Raw genomic sequence first — 23196 nt, 5'->3', positions numbered from 1 at the left:
GTGGCGGGGCCTAGAAGCTCAGCACCGGCGTGACCTTGACCGAGTCTCCTGAAACGTCCAGCCGGGTGGTGAAGCTGAAGTCCACCTCTTCGCTGAGGGGGTACCAGGCGCCGGTGAACAGGTTTTGCTGGAGGGCCTCAACCCTGGCTTTGCCGTCGAGCGGAGCCACCACCCAGCGGCCGTCGAAGGGCTCGATGGAGACGTTGGGGTACTCGGTCACGGTCCACTTGATGCTGCCGTCCTGCACCCGGTTGTTGCTGGCGTAATAGAACGGGCAGTCCGGCTGGAGCTTCTGCTCCTTGGCGGCAACGGCTGCGCAGCTGTCCAGGAATTCCTTCACCTTCGCCGACACGTCCTTCTTCAGCGTGTCCGTGGCCTGGGTAAGGAGGTTGAGCGGTGCTACCGGGGCGTCCTGCGCCGTCACGGTGGCCCTGGTGGGTGACGCCGAAAAGTACTGGCCGTTCACGGTGGCCTCGTACTCGCCCGGGTAGAACACCGCAAAGGAGTTCCGGCCGTTCGGCATGTTCACGGGCACCCCGTTGACGGTGGCCTCGCTGGCATTGACCACGGTGATATCTATGGTGGGAAGCCTCGACGGCACAAAGGCCCACGTGTTGAAAAAGATCCACTCGGTTCCGGTTTTCTCCAGCAGGAACTCGGTGCGGAGCCGGCTGCCGTCAATGGTGTATTGCATGGGCACCATGACCTGGTTGTCCGGACGTTCCTCCGCGTCACCAATATCCACGTTGGTGAACCGGGACGTCGCAGTCTGCAGGGCGGTGCCATCCAGCATGGCGGCGTTGCTGGGCGGCACAGTGGCCTTAAGCAACCCCAGGGCTTTGCCGCCGTCGCCGCTTTGCAGTGCCTCCAGATACTCGCGGACCGGCTGTTGCGGGCCGGCCACCGTATTGTTGACCAGGTTCACCGCAACGACGGCTCCGGCGACGGCAAGCATGAGTCCCAGCAGCCATCCGGCCGCGATCCTCACCAACGCTTGACTCATCTGCACTGTCATTACGTTACCTGCCATGCGGCCGACGGCGGCAGTCGGGCATGGCGGATGCGGTACCTGGTCAGCGGCGGCGCCGCCGGGACGACGTGCCGAACACCCCGCGCAGCAGCTCGCGGCCAAGCTGCGTGCCAATGGATCTGGCCATGCTCTTCAGGCCGCCGCCCAGTGCACCGCCCAGCGCATCACCCAAATCTCCCATCATCGAGTCGCGCGCTTCGGGCCGTGGTTCCCGTGGCTCTTCCGCACGGGTGCGGCGCGTGCCATCGCCGGAAGCTGCCGGCCGGCTGCTGGGCCGGCCGAGGATCTCTTCTTCGATCCGGCGTGCCTCGGCATCGATGTCGGCCGCGCCCGGAACTCCCGCCCGGCCATCGGCAGCCGGCCCAGTGGGAGCGGCAGCCTTCCCGGAAAGCTTTTCGAAGGCCGATGGATTGTCCACCGCCGTTCCGTACTTGGCCAGCAGGGCTGAAGCCGCCACGGTGCTGCGGACCAAAGCCTCGTCGCTCGGACCCATCACGGACTCAGGCGCCCGCAGGCGGGTCAGCGCAACGGGGGTGGGGGCACCCTTCTCATTCATGACGGTGATGACGGCTTCGCCGATGCCGGCGGACGTCAGGGTTTCCTCGAGGTCGTAGTCGCTGAGCGGAAAAGTGGACACCGTGGCCTTCAGCGCCTTGGCATCCTCCGGGGTGAACGCGCGGAGGGCGTGCTGCACCCGGTTGGCGAGCTGGCCCAGGACCTCGGCGGGGACGTCCTTGGGGGTCTGGGTGACGAAGAAGATTCCCACGCCCTTGGAGCGGATGAGCCGGACCGTGGTGGTGATGGCCTCCAGGAAGGCCTTGGAGGCGTCGTTGAAGAGGAGGTGGGCTTCATCGAGAAAGAACACCAGCTTGGGTTTGTCCAGGTCGCCGGCCTCGGGGAGGTCCTCGAACAGATCGGCGAGCAGCCACATCAGGAAGGTGGAAAACAGCATGGGCTTGGTCTGCAGGGTGGGCAGCTCCAGGCAGGTGATGACGCCGCGGCCGTCCGGGGCGGTCCGCAGCAGCTCCGCGGTATCGAACTCGGGTTCCCCGAAGAACCTTTCCAGCCCCTGCGCCTCAAGGCTTACAAGCTCGCGCAGGATAACCCCGGCGGTGGCTTTGGACAGCCCGCCGAGTTCCTCGAGCTGGTCCTTGCCCTCAGCCGACGTCAGGAACTGGATCACCGCCCGGAGGTCCTTCAGGTCAATGAGTTCCAAGCCGTTCTTGTCCGCGAAATAGAAGACAAGCTGCAGGCTCGATTCCTGCGTGTCGTTCAGTTCCATGATCCGCGAGAGCAGGATGGGCCCAAAGGAGGACACCGTAGCCCGCACCGGGACGCCGTTGCCGTCGCCGCCCAGGGCCAGGAACTCCACCGGGAACGTTTTGCCCTGCCATGGCTGCCCGATGCCCTCCGTGCGCGCAGTGAGTTTTTCACTGCCGACGGCGGCGGTGGCCAGCCCGGAGAGGTCACCTTTGATGTCAGCCAGGAATACCGGCACGCCGGCGGTGGAGAGCTGCTCGGCCATCATGTGCAGCGTGACAGTCTTGCCCGTGCCGGTGGCACCTGCCACGAGGCCGTGCCGGTTCATCATGGAAAGCGGCAGCCGCACCGGCGCGTCCTTGTGGAGCTCGCCGTCCACGATCGCGGCTCCCAGCTCTATGGTGGCGCCTTCCAGTGTGTAGCCCTTCCGGAGGGTGGCAAGCTTCTCTGCTGTGGTTTTGTTGGCCATGGCGTTAGCTTAGCGGCGGCCGCAACCCCGCACCGGTCCGTGCTCGTGACTAAGGTCCGCTTGGGCGGGTGGCAGCTTCGTTGGAAGGGCCGACGGCGGCGTGGTGAGTGCCGCCGTCGGCCCTTTTTGGGGACGGTTTCGTCGGGTGCCCTCAGGCTGCAGCTGCCTGCAAGGCAGCACCCACGACGCCCGCAGAGTTTTCCAGGCTGGCCGGGATGACCGGGGCGCGCAGTGACAGGCGAGGCAGGTATTCGTTGCTGCATTCCGAAATTCCCCCACCGATGATGATCAGGTCGGGCGAGAAGAGGAACTCCACATGTGACAGGTACTGTTGGAGCCGGTCCGCGTACTCAATCCAGTTGAGCCCTGCATTTTCGCGGGCGACGGCCGATGCCCGGGATTCTGCCTTGTGCCCGCCGACTTCCAGGTGCCCCAGCTCGAAATTGGGTATCAGCTTTCCATCAACGATGAGTGCTGATCCGATGCCCGTTCCCAACGTGAGGACCAGGACAACGCCGTGTTTGTCCTTCCCGACGCCGTAATGGGCTTCTGCCATACCAGCGGCGTCGGCGTCATTCACCACGCAAACAGGCCGGCCAAGCCGTTCCCGCAAGTAGGCCTGAACATCCAGTCCGATCCAGCCGGCGTCCATGTTTGCTGCCGACCTGGCCACTCCGTGTTGGACTATCGAGGGGATGGCGACGCCGACAGCAGGGGCGCTATGGCCGAGGCTTTCGGATTCGAGCTCGTCGATGAGCTGGTCCAGCGTGTTTGCGACTGCATCAACCGTGCCGCAGGCAGGTGTCCGGAGGCGACGGACGCCGCCAACCGGGGTGCCGCTGCCCATGTTGATGATTGCGCCCTTGATCCACGTCCCGCCGACATCGATGCCGATCCCGAAATCCAGTCCGGACGGCACGTCCGTGGCATCGCTCGAGGGTCCTGTCATCACGCTTCCTGGAGCCAGGCCGTGGCTGCTCCCGGCAGGGAACCTGCCGTGAGCGGCGAACTGGAGACCAGTACCTTGCCGGCGGGCAGTTCGAAGGCTTCCGTGCCGAAGTTCGTTACGGAGGTCCAGCCGTTGGGGCGCCGGAAGGCCAGGACGTCAGGCCGGCCGGTTTCCAGCCATTCCAGCGCTTCGGTGGTCCGCAGCCGTGACCGCAGGGCCAGCGCCCTGCGGTAGAGGGACAGGGTCGACTCTTCCCGGGCCTCCTGGGCTTCCACTGAGTAGCCTGCGAACCATTCCGGTTGCGGCAGGTGGGCACCGCCGCTCCCGAAACCGAACGAGGTGCCCGAGCCTGTCCAGGGCAGCGGCACGCGGCAGCCGTCGCGGCCGATTTCCACGCCTTTGTTGCGGAAGAAGGCCGGGTCCTGGCGTTCTGCGTCGGGGATTTCGCTGCCGACTTCCTGCAGGCCCAGTTCCTCGCCCTGGTAGAGGTACGCGGAGCCTGGAAGGGCGAACATCAGCAATGAGGCGGCTCGGGCGCGGCGCAGGCCGAGTTCCACGTCGACGTCTTCCTGCCTGCCGCCGGCCAGCAGCCACTGCTTGCCTGCCTCGCCGGCCATGATCCCGCCCTCGGCCGAAGGTCCGGAGACCGGCAGCCCGTAGCGTGTGGCGTGCCGGACGACGTCGTGGTTGGAGAACACCCACGTGGAGGAAGCGCCGGAAGCCTGGGCCTCGGCGAGGTTCTTGGTGATGATCTTCCGGTACTGGGCGCCGTCAAAGTCTGCCTGCAGCAGGTCGAAATTGAAGGCCTGGCCGAGGCCCTCCGGGCTGGCGTAGCGTGCCCGGCGGTCTGCGTGGACCCAGGCTTCGGCAACAGCGGTGCGCGGCGGGTTGTACTCGTTGAAGAGCTTGCGCCACTCGGCATAGATCTCGTGGACTTCGTCGCGGTCCCAGTACGGATGCGCACCCGCAAGGTACAGCGCTTCGCCCTGGGTTTCGAGGTCTGCCTTGGTGGGCAGGGACTCTTCGAGGTTCTTGGTCAGGGCATGGGCGACGTCAATGCGGAAACCGTCCACTCCCCGGTCGGACCAGAAGCGCAAGGTCTTCAGGAAGTCTTCGCGAACCTCGCGGTTGTCCCAGTTGAAGTCCGGCTGTTCCTTGGCGAAGATGTGCATGTACCACTGCCCTGGAGTTCCGTCGGGTTCTGTGATGCGGTCCCAGGCGGGACCGCCGAACACGGAGTCCCAGTCTGACGGCGGAAGTTCACCGTTGTCGCCGAGTCCGTCGCGGAAGATGTAGCGGTCGCGGGCGGGGGATCCCTTCGGGGAGGCGAGGGCTTCCTGGAACCACTCGTGGCGGTTCGAGGAGTGGTTGGGCACGATGTCCACGATCAGCTTGATGCCGGCGGAGTGCAGGGCGGAGGCCATGTCGTTGAAGTCCTCGAGAGTGCCGAGCCGCGGGTCAACGTCACGGTAGTCGTCCACGTCATAGCCGCCGTCGGCGAGGGCTGAAGGGTAGAACGGGCTCAGCCAGACCGCATCGATTCCCAGGGCCTTCAGGTAAGGGACCTTGGCGGTGATGCCGTTGATGTCACCGATACCGTCGCCGTTGGAGTCGGCGAAGCTGCGGGGGTAGACCTGGTAGACCGAGGCCTGGCGCCACCAGTCGGGGTCGGTCATCTGTTTGGGCCCGGTGCTGGTTGCCTTGGTGGCGATAGAGGGCAAGACTTGGTCCTTTACTTTTGTGTCTGTGGTCGGTTGGGCCGCTGGGGTCACTTGACTGCGCCCTGGGTCAGGCCGGACATTACCCAGCGCTGGGTAAAGAGGTAGACGACGATCGCCGGCGCCATCGCCATCAGGTACGACGCGAAGGCGACGTTGTAGCTGTTGCTGAACTGCGTCTGGAAGATCTTCTGCAGCACCGGGATTGTCTGCAGTTCCGGGTCGGAAATGATGAGTGACGGCATCATGAAGTCGTTCCATGACGCGATGAAGGCGAAGATGCCCACCGTTGCGCTCATCGGCCCGAGTAGGGGGAAGATGAGCTTCCAGAACACCTGCCACGTGCCGGCGCCGTCAATGCGCATGCTTTCCTCCAGCTCCAGCGGGATGGAGCGCAGGAAGGCCGTAAAAAGCATCGTGTTGAACGCCAGGGCAAAGACGATGTGCAGGATCGCAACGCCGAGTGGATTGTCCAGTCCGATAAGGCCCGTGAGCTGGATCTGCGGCAGCGCCACCACGGGGAACGGGATGAACATCGCCGCGAGCAGGTAGAAGAAGGACCAGCGGAAGAGCCGGCGGTCCCAGTTGCGGACGATCGCGTAGGCTGCCAGCGCCGACACGATGATTTCCCCCGCAACGGCGGTCACGGACACGAACACCGAGATTCCGAAGCCGCGCGGGAAGTTCGTGAGCGTCCATGCCTGGACGAAACTGTCGAAGGTCAGGGGGCTCGGCAGCGAGAAGGCGTTGCCGTCCACCGCCTGGCCGGTGGTTTTGAACGCCATGCTGATGGTGACGTACAACGGGACGAGCACGCTGAGCGTGCAGACGATAAGGACGATGGTCGCAGGCCAGTTGCTGCGTTCTTTGACGGCGCGGATCGGATGTTTCTTCCCGGCGGCCGCGGGTCCTGCTGTGATGGTGCTGGGTGCGCTGCTCATGCTGCGACCCCTCCTTTGCCACGAGTGAAGCGAAGCTGGATGAGTGCGATGACGATGCTGATGAGGAAGAAGATCACGGCATTGGCCATCTGGTACGCGTAGTCGCCGCCTTCGAAGCCGCGGAAGATCGACATCGCGACGCTGCGTGTGGCGACTCCGGGGCCGCCGTCGGTAAGGCCAACGATGATGTCGTAGGCGTTGAGGTAGTTCTTGAAGCCAAGGACCATATTGATCACCGCATACCCGGCGACGAGCGGCAGGGTGATGTGCCGCAGGTTGTGCCAGGGCGAAGCTCCGTCGATGGAGCTTGCCTCGTAGACCTCGGCAGGAACCGTGAGAAGCCCTGCGATGTAAATCAGCATCGCACTCGGAATGGACTGCCACGCCGCGACGAAGACGATCGCCAGCCACGCCAGATCGGGGTTGGCGAGGATGCTCGTCGCCAGCGGTTCGATTCCCATGCTTTGGCCCACAAGCGGCAGCGAGTTCGAGAAGAGGTACTGGAAGACGAACGCGATGACGATGCCCGAGATCACCATGGGGATAACGAATATTGTGCGCAGTGCAGCGCGGAAGCGGACACGGGACGTGAGTCCCAGCGCCAGGAGGAAGGCCACGGCGTTGACGGCGATGACGGTCACGAGCGCAAAGGCGAGCGTGAAGCCGTAGGCGCTGAGGACCCCTTCATCCTGGAAAACCGCTATGAAGTTCCGGATGCCGATGAAGTCGAAGTCGCCGAAGCCGACGGAGTTCGTGAAGCTGTAGACGAATCCGAGTACAGCAGGCAGCGTGACGGCGAGGGTGAAAATCGCCAGCGCCGGGAACAGGAAGAAGTAGTAGATCGGATCGGGGCGGCGCTTTCGCGCAACCGTCGCTCTGGTCGCTGCCGGGGCCGTCACCACCGCTCTAGTGGAAGGCTTAGTCGTCGATGACATGAATGGTCCTCGTTTCGTGCATTAGAACGGAAGTGGTGGTCACGCGCGGAAAGCCAGGCGCGCCCAGTCGGCGTCAAGCCGGCGCAGCGTGCTCTCGACGTCGGCGCCGCCGATGATCGACTGAAGATAGTTCGCGGCGGGAATGGAGTTCGGAATGAACTGTGAGGCTCCCATGTAGAAGCGGCCGTCGTCGTAGTACTTCTGCATCTCAACGATCCGGGGATCAGTCACCGCTGGCGCGTCCTTGGTGGTGCCGAAGCCCAGGAATTCGGCGTTGTAGGAGTTCTGGATCTCCGGCTCCATGAGGTATTGAAGGAAGTCGCGGGCACCCTCCTGGGCGTTGGCGACTTCGGGAACCCAGAGCGAAAGGTCGATGTTAACGCGGACCTTCAGGTCGGCGGGGTCGCCGGTCATCGGCAGCGGAAAGGTGCCGAGATCCACATCTGTGCCGGCCTTTTCAATCTCTCCGAAGGCCCAGGGCCCCTGGAAGTACATCGCTGCCTGCCCCTGCGCCATGGCAGTGTTGCCGTCCCCGTAGCCGCGGCTGGACGCATCGGGGTTGACGTACGACGTCAGCTGGACCATGCGCTTCACTGGCTCAAGCAGCGTTTTCTGGAACGACACCTCGGAATCCGGTCCGACCTTCTCGCCGATCCGGTGCATTGCCTTGTAGAAGTCGCGCACGTCGACCATGCCGCCGACCGTGTAGTCGAACAGGCCCTGGGCAATCGTCCAGGGGTCGCGGAAAGTGCCGTAGATCGGTGTGATGCCGGCTGCCTTGAGCACCTCGCATACCTCGATCAGTTCATCCCAGGTTGTCGGGACGGACAGCCCGTTCTGCTCGAAGATGCGGCGGTTGTAGATGACTGAGGCAGCCATGACCGAGTAGGGGATGACGCTCGTACGGCCCGGGTAGGTGGGATACCAGTTCGTAAGGTCGAGGACGTCGTCCCGGATGGAAGCTGCTGCCGGAAGATCCGAAAGGTCCGAGAGTGCCCCGCGCTCCATGAACCTGGCCATCTCAAGGTTGTAGTTGAGGCAACCGAGATCCGGCGGACTGCTGCGCACAAAGCTGGCAGAAAGATTTGTCGCCATGTCATGCAGGACGCGGACCTGGTCCTGCGACGAAGAAAACTTTGCCGCCAGATCGCGGAAGTATGGGACAGCTTCAGGTTTGGACTGGTGGAACGTGACGGTGGGGCGTGTGCCTCCCGGTGCACAACCGGCCAGGGCGAAAGCGGCCAACGCGCCCCCGGAGGCGGCAAGGAAGGTGCGACGGGAGACTCGCGTCCCGGCGGACGTCAAAGGTGGCAACATCGGCTCCTAAGTCGAATTTATTTGGATCTTATATTTAGGTCCTATATGAGGATGAGGGATGCGGGCGATATCGTCAAGGGATGAATACGACGTCGGCGAGCTCAACGCAGCTGTTGCGGCAAATCAACTCCGATGCACTGCTTCGCTTCGCCCTCGAGGAACAGGTGTTCACAGCCGGGGAGGCCATGGCCGCGACCGGGTTGACACGCGCCACGGTACTCGGCGTCTGTGACGGTCTGGTCGACATTGGCTGGCTTGAGGAAGTGGAGGACGGGCAGTCCGATGGCCGTACTCATAAAGGCCGGCCGGCCCGCCGCTACCAAGTGCGTGAGGCTGCCGGCGTCGTTGTTGGGCTGGACGCGGGGGAGTCCTACTTCACAGCCATCGTCGCCGACCTGCGCGGCCGCGAGCTGAACACGCGTCGGCAAAGTATGGACTCGCATGCGCTGGGGCGTGCCGGCCGCGGTGCGAGTGCACGAGAGATGATCCGTCTGACCCTCCACGACATCGGACGCACCCTCGACGACGTTTTACTCACCGTCGTCGGCGTTCCCGCGCCGATCGACGCTTATGGCATGTCCCCTGAAGGCGACTTCTGGCATCTGATGAATTCCGGCTTCGCCTCCCATCTGACGGGCATGGTCATCGTCGAGAATGACGCCAACCTCGCCGCTATTGCCGAACGCGCCCACGACCCCTCAGCTAATCAAGCAACGTTGCTGACAGGCGAGCGATTCGGCGCCGGCCTGATCGTCGATGGGCACTTGCTGCGAGGACCGCGGGGCGGCGCAGGCGAGATGCGATTCCTCGACACTCTTACCGCCGGCAAGTTCGTGCCCGATGAAGGGGGCACGGACGGGTTTGGCGCACTTGCGCGGAAATGGGCACGTTCGCGCGTTCACTCATACGAGGGCAAAACCATGCTGCGGCATATCCCCGAGGGGGAAATCACCGCGGAGGACGTATTCCAGGCAGCCCGCGAGGGAGATCCGTTCGCAGCGGACATCATCGCCCGGCTCGGCGACCGACTGGCGCGGATTGCGGTTGTGCTCTCCAGCCTCCTGGACGTTGAACGCGTCATCATCGCAGGAGGGATTTCACGGGCTATCGAACCTGTCCTCGAACACGCACGCAGCCTGCTGCCCACGGATTCGGACCTGCCGCTGCCGGAACTCGTTGCGAGCACATTGGGAGCAGAGGTGGTGGTCAAAGGCGCCATCGAGTCCGCTTTGACACGGATCAAGCACGAACCTGGCGCGTTCCTCCCGCGGCCGCCCGTTCCTGAAGAGCTGCGGGGCAAACTCCGTTGAAACCGGTAGGCCGACGGCGGGAGGGGACCTTGGCCCTTTATCAACGGAGGCCCTGGAGGAACACTAAAAGAAGGGACGACGGCGGCACTGAGGTGAGTGCCGTCGTCGCCCCTTCCTTGAAGACCGTCAGCTGACGGTGTAGGACACTGGCCCTAATGCACTTTGGCGTCGACCGAGTCCAGTTCCGCCGGAGCCGCCGGAGCCGCTGGAACAGCCGGACCTGACGACGGGTGCGCCGCAACCGCGGCGGCATGCTCCGCCAGCACCCCCGTCTGGTGCCGGATTTTCAGCCGGTACAGCAGGGCCCCGCCGCCGGCGACCGCTGCCACAAAGAGCACCCCGCCCCACTGCAGGTACCACTCGAACGGCGGCACCGAGTTGTAGATCTCCTGGCGCGGCCACACCAGGTTTACCGTCATGGCACCGCCCCAGAGGACCGCCAGGATGTTCACGGGCAGTCCCCACTTGCCCAGGCTGAAGCCGGGCTCGGAGCCGTCGCTAGCCAACGGCCATTTCTTCAGGAACCGGTTGCGCAGCAGGGGAACGGTGACCAGCAGGTAGGACAGGTAGATCAGGACGATGCTGATGCTGGACATGATGGTGAAGATTGCCGGCTGCATCACGTTGACCAGCAGCGGGATGACGGCCATAATGCCGATCACGATGGCAGCGACAGTGGGGGTCCGGCGGACCGGACACACCTTGCCGAGCTGCCGGCTGAACGGCAGGTTGTTGTCCCGCGCCATGGCGAACATCATCCGGATCGCGGCGGCGTGGACGGCCAGGGTGCAGACCACCACGGCCACCACGATGCAGGCGAGGAAGGCCTTGCCGAAGGGGCCCCCGAGGACGGAGAGCACCAGGTACTGCAGCCCGCCGTCGGCGGCCCCGAGCTTGGGGTCGGCCAGGTCCGGAGCGGCGAGGATGCCAAAGAGCAGGATCAGCCCGCCCAGCACGAAGGACGCCGTGATGGCGCGCAGGATGGCCTTGGGTGCCGTGCGTTTGGGGTCCTTGGTTTCCTCGCCCAGGGAGCTGGCGGTGTCGAAGCCGTACATCACGTAGCCGGAGGCCATGGCGCCGATCAGGAACACGCCGAAGAAGCCGAGGTCGTGGCCTTCCCCGAAGCCTGCGGTGTCGAAGAAGACCTCAGGCCCCCGCACCACGTGCCACCCCAGGGCGAGGATCAGCAGCACGGCCGCGATCAGCTCCACGAAGACGCCGATGCTGTTGATCCTGGTCATCAGCTTCACGCCGAAAGCGTTGATCATGGTGGAAATGCCGATCATGATGCTCGCCAGCAGCACGCCGTTGAGGGCGAAGTCGTAGGTGCCGGTTCCGTCTCCGATGAGCTGGAAGCCGGACCAAAGTTGCGGCAGGGTGAGCTGCAGCGCCAGGGCCACGGCGCCGAGCGCCACGATGGACGAGATGAGCAGCAGCCAGCCGGCCAGCCAGGACCAGGTCCCGGAGGCCAGCCGCTTGGCCCAGTTGTACACCGACCCCGCCACCGGGTACCGGCCAGCCAGTTCGGCGAAGCACAGTGCCACCATCAGCTGGCCGGCGAAGACTAGGGGCCAGGACCACGCGTATGCCGGGCCGGCCATGGAAAAGCCAAAGTAGAACAGTTGAAATACGCCGGTGAGGATGGAGATGTAGCTGACCCCTGCCGCGAAGCTGGCAAACTTGCCGATGCTCCGGTCCAGGGTCTGCGTGTAGCCAAACTCGTCCATGCCGCTTGAATCAATACTCTTGCTGGGTTCCGCCATGTGGACTCCTAAATCAGAAAAGCACGATAGTGATGACCGGCCGGCTGTGGCGCATGGAAGGTTGATGCCCTGCCGCCGGAACCTTGCCGCTTAGGCGAGGGACGCGGTGAGCTCCATTTCTTCCATGGTCATGGTGTCGCCGGCCCGGCCGGCGCGGATGAGGTCCGCACAGCGTTCGCCGATCATCATGACGGTGATGTTGGGGTTGACGGTGACGTGTTCCGGCATGACCGACGCATCGGCCACGCGCAAGCCGGTGACGCCCTTGACCCGTAGCTCGGGATCGAGCGGTGACATGTCGTCGTCGGCCGGGCCCATCCGGACGGTGCCCACCGGGTGGTACACCGTGTTGTGGGTCTTGCGGATGTAATCCTGCAGTTCTTCATCCGTCTGCGCCTCGATGCCGGGCGAGAGTTCCCTGCCGGTCCATTCCGCCATGGCGGGCTGGGCGGCAATTTCACGGGCCTTGCGGATGCCGGCCACCATGACGCGCATGTCGTGGCCGTCGGGGTCCGTGAAGTAGCGCGGGTCCACCATGGGCTTGTCGCGGAAATCCCGGCTGCGCAGCCGGACGGTGCCGCGCGAACGGGCGTGCGTGACGTTCGGGGTGAGGCTGAAGCCGTTCTCCGTGGTGGGGTAGCCGTGCCGCAGGGTGTTCATGTCGAACGGGACAGAGCCGTAGTGCATCATCAGGTCCGGGCGGTCCAGGCCGTCCTCGGTGGGGGTGAAGATGCCGATCTCCCACCACTGGGTGGAGGTCTGCACCATCGACTGCTTCGCCTCGAACTGCACCACGCCTTCGGGGTGGTCCTGCAGATGCTCGCCCACACCGGGGGAGTCCACCAGGACCTCGATCCCGTGCTGCGCGAGGTGTGCTGCCGGGCCGATGCCCGAGAGCATCAGCAGCTTGGGCGAATCGATGGCGCCGGTGGACACGATGACCTCGCGGTGTGCGGCGAGCCGGTGCGTCCGGCCGAAGGCAGAATCCACCACGTCCACCCCGGTGCAGCGCTTGTCCGCGTCGAAGACCAGCTGGCGGGCGCGGAGGCCGGTCAGCAGGGTGAAGTTTTCGCGCTCCATGATGGGGTGGATGTAGGAGACCGAGCTGGAGGACCGGGTGCCGTCCGCGCGGCGGTTGATCTGGAAGAAGTTGGCGCCGTTGACCACGGTGGTCCCGGTGTTGAATTTGGCGCGGGGAATGCCGGCCTGTTCACAGGCATCGAGGAGAGCGACGCCGGCAGGATCCACCGGGGGCACGTTCATCAGGTGCACGGGGCCGGAGTCCCCGTGGTGGGGCGCGTCCGGCCCGGCGTCCTCATTGGTCTCCAGCCGCTTGTACAGCGGCCAGGCGGTGTGGGCGTTCCAGCCGGCGGCGCCGTACTTGGACTCCCACTCGTCCAGGTCTTCACGCGGGGCCCAGAAGGCGATGCAGGAGTTGTGGCTGGAGCAGCCGCCCATGACTTTGGCGCGGGCGTGGCGCATAAAGGAGTTGCCGTTCTCCTGCGGTTCCACCGGGTAGTCCCAGTCGTAGCCGGATTCGAGCAGCTCCATCCAGCGGTCCAGCTGCAGGATTTCGGGCAGGTTGCGGTCATCCGGTCCGGCCTCCACGAGGGCCACGGTCACGTCCGGATCCTCGCTCAGCCGGGCGGCAACAGCGGCTCCGGCGGATCCGCCGCCGATCACGACGTAGTCGAACCCGCGCTCGCTGAGGTCCTCGATGTTGTCGTAGTGCATCTAGTTCTCCTTGCCGTGGTCCGCGAACCAGCCGGTCACCTGGGGGCTGGTGTTCTGGTAGATGTGCTTGGCTTCCTGGTACTCTGCGAGGCCGGTGGGGCCCAGCTCGCGGCCGACGCCGGACTGGCCGAAGCCGCCCCACTCCGCCTGCGGAAGGTAGGGGTGGTAGTCGTTGATCCAGACCGTTCCGTGCCGCAGCCGGGATGCAACGCGCTGTGCCTTTCCGGCGTCCTGGGTCCAGACGGCGCCGGCAAGCCCGTAGATGGTGTCGTTGGCGGTGGCCACGGCTTCGTCCTCCGTGCCGAAAGTCTCCACGGTCACCACCGGGCCGAACGCCTCATCGATGACCACGGACATGCCCCTTGCCACGCGGTCCAGGACGGTGGGCTGGTAGTAGAAGCCGCCGTCGTACTTTTCCCCGGCCGGCGCCGCGCCGCCGCACCGCAACCGCGCTCCTTCCTGGATGCCGCGCTGGACGTAGGCGTGGACCTTGTCCCGGTGGGCCGCGGAGATCAGCGGCCCGGTTTCTGCAGCCTCGTCGAACGGGCCGCCCAGCCTGATGTCCTGTGCCCGCCGGACCAGCTCGTCCACGAAGCGCTCCGCGATGGATTCCTCCACCACCAGCCTCGCCCCCGCCGAGCAGACCTGCCCGGAGTGGACGAAGGCGCCATTCAGGGCGTTGTCGACGGCGGCGTCGAAATCCGCGTCCGCGAACACGACGTTGGGGTTCTTGCCGCCCAGCTCCAGTGCCGCCTTTTTGACAGTGCCGGCGGCGGCCGCGGCGATGCGCTTGCCGGTTTCCAGGCCGCCGGTAAAGGAAACGAGGTCGACGGCGGGATGTTCCGAGAGCGGTGCGCCCGCCTCCGCGCCGGGTCCGGTGACAAGGTTGGCGACGCCGTCCGGCAGGCCGAGGTCCTGCAGCAGCTGCATGGCCAGGATGGCGGTGGACGGGGTCAGCTCGGAGGGCTTGAGGACAAAGGTGCAGCCGGCGGCCAGGGCTGGTGCAATCTTCCACGCGGCCTGGAGCAGCGGGTAGTTCCAGGGAGTGATGAGGCCGCAGACGCCTACGGGCTCGTAGACGATTCTGCTGGCGACGGCCGGGTCCCCGGCGTCCACCACGCGGCCGGACTGCTGCCCGGCGAGCCGGCCGAAGTATTCGAAGCAGGCGGCGACGTCGTCCATGTCGATGCGGCTTTCGGCGATCCGCTTCCCGGTGTCCAGTGACTCGGCGCGGGCGAACTTTTCCCGCCGCTCACGGAGTTCCTCGGCAACCTTGAGCAGGAAGGAGCCGCGCTCGGGCGCCGGAACACTTGACCAGACTCCGGAGTCGAAGGCCGCCCGGGCCGCAGCGATGGCCCGTTCAGTGTCTTCCCGGCCGGCCTCGGAGGCTGTGGCGGCCAGTTCACCGTCGGCGGGGTTGTGGATTTGGCGCACTGCGCCGGACGCTGCCGGTTCCCACACGCCGTTGATGAAGAGGGTGGATGCTGTCTCGTCGTTGGACGGTGTGGCGTAAGTCATACGGAGGACAGTAGCGGAGGTTGAACGACTGTTCAATACCTATCTTGAACAAACGTTCAAGATTACGGAGAAGGGGGAAGCCGCCGGGACGGGATGTTCTTTACTGCCCCTGACGCGCGTCCTGGCTGCTCGCATCGCCCGGCGGTGCGAAGGCGATCTGCTCCGTGCGTGCGATGCTCCGCTGGATGGATTCCTTGTCCACGCCAAGAAGCGACGTCAACCACATGCCGTTTTGTATGACCACAATGTCGGATGACCGCGCGCGGCATTCCTCCCAGGAGAGCCCTGGCAGGGCGTTGGACACCAATGCCGCCAGGCCGTCGATATAGCGGTCGAAGGCGGCAGCATTGATCTGCGCATAGTCCTCGTCTGCCTGCGCGAGGGCCCAAAGGTGCAGGCGCAGGGACAGGTAGCGTGTGGTCAGCAGGTCGGCCCCTGCTACCCGCCGCAGGGACTTGCGCAGCTGCTCGTCCGGGGGAGACGAGGGATCCTGCGCAACCAGCAGGAGGTCGTGCTCGTCCACCCGGCGCAGGGCCGCGCGGATCAGGCTTGTCTTGTCGTCGTAGTAGTAGTTCACCAGGCCCAGGGCCACCCCGGCTTCGCGCGCCACCGCACGCATGCTCACCCCGGAAATGCCGTGGCGGGACAGCAGGTCAAGCGCTGCTTCGAGGATGCGGGACTGCCTGTCAGTCTGTTCGCCATTGTTCACTGTGGTTGTCCCCATCTGGCCAGACTATTGCCAAACCCGTCACGAGTGCACTTTCGGGTTCAAGCCGCGGGGCAGGGCCTGGGTCCTTCCTGGAATCCGGCGTGTGCGTTACAGCTGTTCCGCGATCTCATCGCCGGTGCCGATGGGTTGGTGGGACGTACCCCGGCCGCAGCTACCAGCTCACGATGAAGGCGGCAGACGGCTCCTCGATCAGCGCCAACTTCAAGTTGAAGCAGCGCCAGCAGCACCGGCGCCCAAGGACGTGCGCCGCACAGAAGGGGCCCGGTCACCAGACCGGGCCCCTTCTCTGTCTGCGGTGTGGGCTAGCCCAGCGCCTTGATAACTTCCTTGGCCACGTCCTCGCTGGACTGCGGGTTCTGGCCCGTGATCAGGTTGCCGTCCCGCACAACATTGGACGTCCAGGCGGCAGCGTTTTCGATGACCGCACCCTTGTCCCTTAGCGCGTCCTCCACCAGCCACGGCGTGTTCTCACCGGTGCCGCCGCCCAGTTCCTCCTCATTGCTGAACACCGTGAGGCGACGCCCCGCGAAAACGAAAGCGCCGCCGTCGTCCGTTGCGCTGAGCAGCCCGGCGGGACCGTGGCAGAAGGGCGCGATGACCTTGCCCTCCCTGTCCGCGGCGGCCAGCAGCCGGCCGAGGTCGGCGTCCTTGTACAGGTCGGCCATGGGCCCGTGCCCGCCCGGCAAGACCACGGCGTCGTAGGAGGAGAGGTCGACGTCGGCAAGCACCAGCGGGCGCGAGAGCTCGCCGTCGATCTTGGCCAGGTAGTCGCGGAAGCCCTCTGCGCGCCTTTCGCCGCCCGCGGACTCCGCGGCGAGGCTCACCTGGTCCACCGTGGGCCTGGCGCCCCCGGGGGTGGCGATGGGGACGCTGTGGCCGGCGTCCACCAGGGCCTGGTGTGCCACCACCAGTTCCTCCGCCCAGAACCCGGTGGGGTGTTCGCTGCCGTCCTTCATGGTGAGGGAATCGGCGGCCGATACAACCATCAGAATGCTTGCCATAATGCTGCTCCTGTCCGCGCTTCCCTACTCGCCCGCCGCTTCAAGTTCAGCGTAGGTGTCCTCGTCCAGCGTGACACCGGCCGCGGCCAGGTTTTCCTCCAGGTGCTTCACGGACCCGGTGCCCGGGATCGGCATCATCACGGGGGAGCGGCGCAGCAGCCAGGCCAGTGCCACCTGTGATGTGGTGGCACCCAAACGCGTGGCGGCCTCGTCCAGCGGCCCTCCCGGCTGCGCAAGCTCACCTGCGGAAATGGGAGCCCACGGAATGAAGCCGATGCCGTTCTCCTCCGAGTAGCGCAGGACGTCCTCGGAGCTCCGGTCCGTCAGGTTGTACCGGTTCTGGACAGTGGAGACGGTGAAGTGCTTGCCGGCCGCCTCAAGCTCCGCCACGCTGACCTGCGAGAGGCCCAGCGCCCGGACCTTCCCCTCATCCTGGAGCTCGCGGAGCACACCGAACTGCTCATCGGCGTCCACCTTGGGATCGATCCGGTGCAGCTGGAGCAGGTCCAGGGTGTCCACCTTCAGCTTCCGCAGGCTCAGTTCTGCCTGCTGGCGCAGGTATTCGGGGCGGCCCACGGGGATCCACTTGCCGGGCCCGGTGCGGGTGAAGCCCACCTTCGTGGCGATCTTCAGTCCGTCGTTGTACGGGTACAGCGCCTCGGCCAGGATTTCCTCGCTGATGTTGGGGCCGTAGGAATCTGCGGTATCGATGAAGTCAACGCCGAGTTCGACGGCGCGGCGCACCACCTCCACGGCGGCCCGGCGGTCCGCGGGTTCGCCCCAGACGCCGTCACCCACGATGCGCATGGCACCGAAGCCGAGCCGGTGCACGGTTCCCAGGTCCTTCAAATCGATCGTTTCGGACAGTTCCAACTGGTTCGTTGTCTCTAGGCTCATAGGGGCGGCAACATCCTAAGTTTGCTGAGTATTCCGCAGGTTCCAGAAATAAGCCGGGCGCCGCCGCCGTTATGCCTTTCGTGCCCGCCCGCGACCCGGCGGGCACATTCCTGCGAAACATTCCCGAAAGGCCGGCACTTACCGTGACTCTTCCCCTCTCCATCCTTGACCTGGCAACCATCGGCAAGGGCCAGACGGCGGCGGAGAGCTTCGCGGGCAGCGTGGCCATGGCGCAAAGCGCTGAAAAGCTCGGGTACCGGCGCGTCTGGTACGCCGAGCACCACAACATGTCCTCCATCGCGTCCTCCGCCACCAGCGTGCTCATTGCCCACGTGGCCGCCCACACCGAAAGCATCCGGCTGGGTGCCGGCGGCGTCATGCTGCCCAACCACTCGCCGCTGACCATCGCGGAACAGTTCGGCACCCTGGAAACCCTGCACCCCGGCCGCATCGACCTCGGACTGGGCCGCGCCCCCGGCAGCGACCAGAACACCATGCGCGCACTGCGGCGTGACCCCATGTCCGCGGACAGCTTCCCGCAGGACGTGCTGGAACTCCAGGGCTACCTCACCGGCCCCACCCGCATCCAGGGCGTTGAAGCAACGCCCGGCAAGGGCACCAACGTGCCGCTGTACATCCTGGGATCCTCCCTCTTCGGCGCGCGCCTCGCCGCCCAGCTGGGACTGCCGTACGCCTTTGCCTCCCACTTTGCGCCGAACGCCCTGCAGGATGCCGTGGCCCTGTACCGCCGCGAGTTCAAGCCCTCCGCCCAGCTGGATGCCCCGCACGTCATTGCCGGCGTCAACGTCATCGCCGCGGATTCCGCCTCCGAGGCGCAGGCCATGCTGCAGGCCACCAAGCGTGCCCGCGTGTCCCTGTTCTTCGGCGGCGGCCGCGAGTTCACCGACGACGAAGCGGACATGATCCTCGACTCCCCGCAGGGCCAGCACGTCAGCCAGATGATGATCTACTCCGCGGTGGGCACTCCCGACGTCGTCCTCGATTACCTGGACGGTTTCGGCCGGCACGCCGACGCCGACGAACTCATCGTGGCCCACCAGAGCACTGGCACCGAGGCGCGGCTGCGCTCCGTGGAACTCCTGGCCGAGGCTGCCGGGCTGGTCCGGGTGTAGCGGGCGGGGTCCTGCGCGTCACGCCCAGCACCCTTTTGGGGAGGCACGACGGCGGGTTCCCCGGTTCCGCGGGGCAGGCACCGGCGTCGTGGTCCAAGAAGCTGCCCTGCGTGACGCTGCCCTGCGTGAGCGCGGCGCGGTCCGTCGGACTTTTACACATACGCAATAAAGAGGACTTTCGGGGGAAACTGCCGGGGCTGACCATGGGAACTGCCCCCTCGGGAATTACTGGGATTCCCGGGAGGGGCACCAACCGGTAGTCCGCGGGCGATCCAGCGGCTGTAGTCCCGGCCTGGTCCGGCCTCAAAGGGGTACCCGCATGCCTACGCCGTTGAACCAAAGCGTGGCGGATTCCGCACTGCTCACCCGGTCCCTTCCGCTGGACATGCTCCGCGCCTTCATCCAGTCGGATGCGGCGGACAACGGCCTGACGCCTGCGCTGCTGGCCGAGCTGAAAGTGCTGGCGCGTGTTCCGGGATTGCTGGTGGCCTGCAACTACGGCGGGACCCTGTGCGACGCCGAAGGGATCTCCACCGAGATCCTGCCCCTGGGCAATGCGGCGATAGCTTTGCGCGCCTTGGCTGCCCTGCCGAATACCCACGCCGCCATCATTTCGGGGCGCTCGCTCCGCGACCTTGCGGCGGTGTCGCGGCTGCCCGTTGAGGTTCACCTGATTGGTTCGCATGGCGCGGAGTCGGACATGGGCTTCGCACACGCGCAGACCCTGGCCACCGAGTCGGTCCTGCAGAAGGTCAACGCGGCGCTCAACGAGGCCGTGGGATTCCAGAAAGGCATTTGGATTGAACGCAAACCCGTGGCCGTTTCCGTCCACACCCGCCCGGCGCCGCCGGACGTGGTGGAGTCCGTGACGGAAACCGCCCGGGAGATTGCCCGCGCCCACGGGCTGTTCTTCATTGTGGACGGTTCCGTGCTGGACCTGTCCGTCGTGGAACCGTCCAAGGCCGAGGCACTGGAAAACCTCCGGTCACGGCTCGGGGCAAGCGCCGCCATGTTCGCCGGGGACGCCTACAGTGACGAGCTGGCCATCGCCACCCTGCGCGGGCCGGACCTCGGACTTAAGGTCGGTCAGGGGCAGACCGCTGCGGCCCACCGCGTCCGCGATCCGGAAGCCTTCGCCCGGGTCCTGGCCCTCCTCTTCGAGCTGCGGCGGGCCTGGCTGTTCGGCGAGGACGCGGTGGGCCTTGAGCGGCACACGATGATCGGCAACGGATCCTCCACCGCGCTGCTGACGCCGGACGCGAAGGTCTGCTGGATGAGCCATCCGCTGCCGGATTCCGGATCACTTTTCGCCCACATCCTCGGCGGAGACGCGGCCGGCCACTTTTCCGTGGAGCCGGTCAAGGCCTCCCAGGTGCTGGGGCAGCGGTACGTGGACAGCACCATGATTGTTGAGACCCGGTGGGCGGACGTCACGGTCACGGACTACCTTGAGCCTGCGCCGGACGGCATCACCAGTCTGGTCCGGGTGCTGACCGGCCATGGAGCCGCCCGGATTACTTTCGCTCCCCGGCCGGACTACGCCAATGCCCCGTTCAGCATGGAGGCCCGCGGCGGGGAACTGCATGTGGTGGGGACCTCGGAGCCCATCATCCTGTTCGCGCCTGGCATCACCTTCAGCATCACCTCGGACGGGCGCCATGCCACGGCCACGGCGGCGGTGAACCTGCAGGACGGCCCGGTGGTGCTCAACCTGCGCTGCGGCGATACCGAACCGCAGCCCGCGGACCCCGGCGGGGAGACGGAGAGGCGGGCCGGAGTGGCCCTGCACGCACGCCAGTGGGTGCAGAGACTTGTCCTGCCGTCCGTCAAACCCTCCCTGGTGCGGCGGTCGGCCCTGGTGCTCCGCGCCCTGGTCCATGAACCCACCGGCGCCGTCCTCGCAGCCCCCACCACGTCACTGCCGGAGGGGATCGGCGGCACAAGGAACTGGGACTACCGGTACTGCTGGCTGCGGGACGGGTCCATGACGGTTAACGCGCTGGTGGACCTCGGCTCCACGGCGGAGGCCGCGGGCTTCCTGGCATGGCTGGGCCGGATCCTCGAACATGCACCCGGCCCCGAGTGGCTGCACCCCCTGTACTCGGTGACCGGCGCGCCGCTCTCCACGGAGGCCGTCGTCGACAGCCTCCCGGGGTACGCGGGCTCCCGTCCGGTCAGGATCGGCAACGCCGCGGACCACCAGGTCCAGCTGGACGTTTTTGGCCCGGTTGCCGAACTGATCCACGCCCTGAGCGAGCGGGAGGGTGCGCTCGCTGAGGGCCACTGGGACCTGATGGTCCAGATGGCCTCGGCCGTCCAGGCCCGCTGGCACGAACCGGACCACGGCATCTGGGAGGCCAGGCGCGCAGCGCGCCACCACGTCTATTCCAAGGTGATGTGCTGGGTGACGCTGGACCGGGCGCTGCGGACGGCCGCCCGCCACGGCCGGGAGCCGGACCCGGCCTGGGCTCCCCTGGCGGGCACCATCCGCGCGGAGGTGCTGCGCGAGGGCTGGGACGAGTCGGCGAGGTCCTACACCGTGGCCTACGACAGCCCGGACCTCGACGCCGCCGTCCTGCACATCGGGCTCTCCGGCCTGCTGGACGTTTCGGACCAGCGCTTCCTGGACACCGTCACCGCCGTGGAGCGGGAACTGCGCGTGGGTCCCACCGTCTTCAGGTACAGGTACGACGACGGCCTGCCGGGCCTGGAGGGCGGGTTCCACATCTGCACCACCTGGCTGATCGAAGCGTATGTGGCCGTGGGCCGCATCGATGAGGCCTGGGACCTGTTCGACCAGCTGGTGAACCTTTTCGGTCCCACCGGGCTGCTGCCGGAGGAGTACGATCCCGGCACGGAGACACACCTGGGGAACCATCCGCAGGCGTACTCGCACCTGGGCTTCATCCGCTGCGCGCGGCTCCTGGACGCACACCAGGGCAGGCGATAGCGGGCCCCGGTCGTGGGTACCTAGAGTGGTAGCAGGGACCCAAGACTGAAACGAGACTCATGAAGACCGCGCGCGCCCAGGGGGTGGGGTTCCGCTCTGAACGGGGCCCCATTCTCATTGCCCTGATGCTGTCCACCGGCCTGGTGGCCATCGATTCCACCATCGTGGCCACCGCCGTCCCGTCGATCGTCCGGGACGTGGGCGGGTTTGAGTCCTTCCCCTGGCTGTTTTCCGCGTACCTGCTGGCCCAGGCCGTCTCGGTGCCCATCTACGGCAAACTGTCCGACATGCTGGGCCGCAAGCCCATCATCCTGGCGGGAATTGGGCTTTTCCTGCTTGGGTCCGTCCTCTGCGGCATCGCCTGGAGCATGCCCGCACTCATAGCGTTCCGCGCCCTGCAGGGCCTCGGTGCGGGCGCCGTCCTGCCGGTCTCCATCACCATCGCCGGGGACATCTACTCGCTGGAGGAGCGGGCCAAGGTCCAGGGCTACCTGGCCAGCGTCTGGGCTGTCTCCTCCGTGGTGGGCCCGAGCCTCGGCGGGATCTTCTCCTCGCTGGGGATCTGGCGCGGAATCTTCCTGGTCAACATTCCGCTGTGCCTCCTTGCCGGGTGGATGCTGCTCAGGACCCTGCACGAAAATGTTGAACGCGCCAAGCACCGGGTGGACTACGCCGGGGCGGCCCTGCTGGCGGTTTCGCTGGGCCTGCTGATCCTTGGTGCCCTCCAGGGCGGCCAGGGCTGGGCATGGAATTCCCCGGTCAGCATCGGCCTCTTTGTTGCGGGCGCAGCGCTGTTGGCGGTGTTCCTGGCGGTGGAACGGCGGGCGGCGGAGCCGGTCCTGCCGTCCTGGGTGGTTTCGCGCAGGCTTTTGGGCACCACCACGCTGGTGTCCTTCGGCGTCGGGGCGGTGATGATCGGGCTGACCTCCTATGTGCCCACGTTCCTGGAAGGTGCGCTGGGAACCTCACCCCTTATCGCAGGCCTGGCGCTCGCGGCCCTGACCCTCGGCTGGCCCCTCAGTGCTTCACAGGCGGGCCGGTTCTACCTGCGAATCGGCTTCAAGGCCACGGCGTTGATCGGGATCTCCGTGACCGTGGCGGGACTCCTGGTCCTGGCCCTTACGGCCGCCACACCCAGCGTGGCTCTAGTGGCCGCCAGCTGTTTCGTCGTGGGGCTCGGCCTGGGGCTGGTTGCCACTCCCACCCTGATCTCTGCCCAGTCCAGCGTTGAGTGGAATGAGCGCGGCGTGGTCACCAGCACCAACATGTTCGCGCGGTCCATTGGGAGCGCGCTGGGTGTGGCCGTCTTCGGTGCGGTGGCCAACGCGGTCTACGCCACCACGGCCGGGGAAGGCGCGGCACCCGCAGTCGTGGCTGCGTCCGGTGCCGTGTTCCTGGCCGCGCTGGTGGGCGGCATCCTCACGGTGGCGGCCGTGCTGGCCATGCCGGCGGTGGGGGCGGGCGCCTCCGGAAAGGACGACGACGGCGGCACGGACGGGGAGCCGGCCCTCGCCGAAGCAGAGGACAAGACGCGGTAGGCG

17 protein-coding genes are annotated in these 23196 nt (G+C 66.1%); 4 read left to right on the top strand and 13 right to left on the bottom strand.

Going from position 1 to position 23196, the window contains the following annotated elements:
* Positions 1 to 10 precede the first annotated feature (10 nt).
* The 7 genes from Q9R30_RS16920 to Q9R30_RS16890 all read right to left on the bottom strand — a co-directional run bounded on the left by Q9R30_RS16920 (position 11) and on the right by Q9R30_RS16890 (position 8619).
* Positions 11 to 1003: a hypothetical protein gene (locus Q9R30_RS16920; RefSeq protein ID WP_311218322.1), complete on the bottom strand. Its 993-nt coding sequence runs from the start codon at positions 1001 to 1003 to the stop codon at positions 11 to 13.
* Positions 1004 to 1073: 70 nt separating this feature from the next.
* A complete protein-coding gene (locus tag Q9R30_RS16915; RefSeq protein WP_311218321.1) occupies positions 1074 to 2759 on the bottom strand; it encodes a helicase HerA-like domain-containing protein in 1686 nt (561 codons plus the stop codon).
* Between the two features lie 151 nt (positions 2760 to 2910).
* Positions 2911 to 3708, bottom strand: a complete 798-nt coding sequence (ppgK, locus tag Q9R30_RS16910) for a polyphosphate--glucose phosphotransferase (protein ID WP_311218320.1) — start codon at positions 3706 to 3708, stop codon at positions 2911 to 2913.
* Positions 3708 to 5384, bottom strand: a complete 1677-nt coding sequence (locus Q9R30_RS16905) for an alpha-amylase family glycosyl hydrolase (protein ID WP_311218326.1) — start codon at positions 5382 to 5384, stop codon at positions 3708 to 3710. The genes ppgK and Q9R30_RS16905 overlap by 1 nt, the downstream gene beginning before the upstream one ends.
* 92 nt (positions 5385 to 5476) lie before the next feature.
* Positions 5477 to 6367, bottom strand: coding sequence for a carbohydrate ABC transporter permease (locus Q9R30_RS16900; RefSeq protein ID WP_104999369.1), 891 nt, complete (start codon positions 6365 to 6367; stop codon positions 5477 to 5479).
* Positions 6364 to 7302, bottom strand: a complete 939-nt coding sequence (locus Q9R30_RS16895; protein WP_311218319.1) for a sugar ABC transporter permease — start codon at positions 7300 to 7302, stop codon at positions 6364 to 6366. Before Q9R30_RS16895 ends, Q9R30_RS16900 begins: the two co-directional genes overlap by 4 nt.
* Before the next feature lie 39 nt (positions 7303 to 7341).
* Positions 7342 to 8619, bottom strand: coding sequence for an ABC transporter substrate-binding protein (locus Q9R30_RS16890; RefSeq protein ID WP_199775292.1), 1278 nt, complete (start codon positions 8617 to 8619; stop codon positions 7342 to 7344).
* Positions 8620 to 8699: 80 nt separating this feature from the next.
* Between Q9R30_RS16890 and Q9R30_RS16885 the strand changes: the two genes are divergently transcribed.
* Entirely contained in the window at positions 8700 to 9929 is a 1230-nt protein-coding gene (locus tag Q9R30_RS16885) for an ROK family protein (RefSeq protein WP_311218318.1), read from the top strand.
* Positions 9930 to 10081: 152 nt separating this feature from the next.
* Here Q9R30_RS16885 and Q9R30_RS16880 read toward each other — a convergent pair whose 3' ends face one another.
* The 6 genes from Q9R30_RS16880 to Q9R30_RS16855 form a co-directional block, all read right to left on the bottom strand.
* A complete protein-coding gene (locus tag Q9R30_RS16880) occupies positions 10082 to 11692 on the bottom strand; it encodes an APC family permease (protein WP_311218317.1) in 1611 nt (536 codons plus the stop codon).
* 90 nt (positions 11693 to 11782) lie between these two features.
* Positions 11783 to 13426: a GMC oxidoreductase gene (locus Q9R30_RS16875; protein ID WP_311218316.1), complete on the bottom strand. Its 1644-nt coding sequence runs from the start codon at positions 13424 to 13426 to the stop codon at positions 11783 to 11785.
* Positions 13427 to 14944: an aldehyde dehydrogenase family protein gene (locus Q9R30_RS16870; RefSeq protein WP_311218315.1), complete on the bottom strand. Its 1518-nt coding sequence runs from the start codon at positions 14942 to 14944 to the stop codon at positions 13427 to 13429. It lies immediately after the preceding gene.
* A 100-nt stretch (positions 14945 to 15044) separates the two neighbouring features.
* Positions 15045 to 15668: a TetR/AcrR family transcriptional regulator gene (locus Q9R30_RS16865; protein ID WP_311218314.1), complete on the bottom strand. Its 624-nt coding sequence runs from the start codon at positions 15666 to 15668 to the stop codon at positions 15045 to 15047.
* A gap of 308 nt (positions 15669 to 15976) precedes the next feature.
* Positions 15977 to 16675, bottom strand: a complete 699-nt coding sequence (locus Q9R30_RS16860; RefSeq protein ID WP_311218313.1) for a type 1 glutamine amidotransferase domain-containing protein — start codon at positions 16673 to 16675, stop codon at positions 15977 to 15979.
* A gap of 24 nt (positions 16676 to 16699) precedes the next feature.
* The gene (locus Q9R30_RS16855; protein ID WP_311218312.1) at positions 16700 to 17572 is read right to left on the bottom strand and encodes an aldo/keto reductase; all 873 of its coding nucleotides are present in this window, start codon (positions 17570 to 17572) and stop codon (positions 16700 to 16702) included.
* A 143-nt stretch (positions 17573 to 17715) separates the two neighbouring features.
* Between Q9R30_RS16855 and Q9R30_RS16850 the strand changes: the two genes are divergently transcribed.
* The 3 genes from Q9R30_RS16850 to Q9R30_RS16840 all read left to right on the top strand — a co-directional run bounded on the left by Q9R30_RS16850 (position 17716) and on the right by Q9R30_RS16840 (position 23193).
* A complete protein-coding gene (locus Q9R30_RS16850; RefSeq protein ID WP_311218311.1) occupies positions 17716 to 18705 on the top strand; it encodes an LLM class flavin-dependent oxidoreductase in 990 nt (329 codons plus the stop codon).
* A 319-nt stretch (positions 18706 to 19024) separates the two neighbouring features.
* Complete coding sequence (locus Q9R30_RS16845; protein ID WP_311218310.1) at positions 19025 to 21655, top strand: trehalase-like domain-containing protein; 2631 nt, start codon at positions 19025 to 19027, stop codon at positions 21653 to 21655.
* A 59-nt stretch (positions 21656 to 21714) separates the two neighbouring features.
* Complete coding sequence (locus Q9R30_RS16840; protein ID WP_311218309.1) at positions 21715 to 23193, top strand: MFS transporter; 1479 nt, start codon at positions 21715 to 21717, stop codon at positions 23191 to 23193.
* The last annotated feature ends 3 nt before the right edge of the window (positions 23194 to 23196 follow it).

The sequence above is a fragment of the Arthrobacter sp. AB6 genome, from assembly GCF_031844545.1.
Lineage (GTDB): Bacteria > Actinomycetota > Actinomycetes > Actinomycetales > Micrococcaceae > Arthrobacter.
This window is presented reverse-complemented; position numbering and strand designations above follow the sequence as displayed.